The organism is Kitasatospora phosalacinea (assembly GCF_000716545.1).
Taxonomy (GTDB): domain Bacteria; phylum Actinomycetota; class Actinomycetes; order Streptomycetales; family Streptomycetaceae; genus Kitasatospora; species Kitasatospora phosalacinea.
In genome coordinates this window covers 1-286 of sequence record NZ_JNWZ01000203.1, presented here as the reverse complement: position 1 = coordinate 286, position 286 = coordinate 1, and the positions used below count along the sequence as shown (strand labels likewise).

The 286-nt window shown below is 73.4% G+C and carries 1 protein-coding gene; it reads right to left on the bottom strand.

Annotation, left to right across the window (positions count from 1 at the left end; genetic code table 11):
* Positions 1-183: putative quinol monooxygenase (locus OO48_RS34150; RefSeq protein WP_033223616.1), on the bottom strand; the 183-nt coding region annotated here is incomplete at its 3' end.
* Positions 184-286: the final 103 nt, after the last annotated feature.

The following is a 286-nucleotide window of genomic DNA, read 5'->3' as shown; positions in this document are numbered from 1 at the left end:
GGCCTCGTCCCGGTACTGCTCGAAGATCCAGTAGGCGCGGGGCTCGGACGCCTTGCGGTGGACGTCGAAGGCGAGGTTGCCGGGTTCGGCCCGGACCAGTGGGGCGAAGTCCGCGACCAGGGCGGCGACTTGCTCCTCGCAGCCGGGCTTGGCGGTGAACTCGGCCAGCAGGGTCTTCTTCACGGTCGTCGCTTTCCGTACGCGGGGGCGGGGCGGCGTCACCGGGAGGCGGCGGCGGGGACGGACTCCAACTGGTGCGCCCAGGGCGGGTTCGGGCCGGCCACCG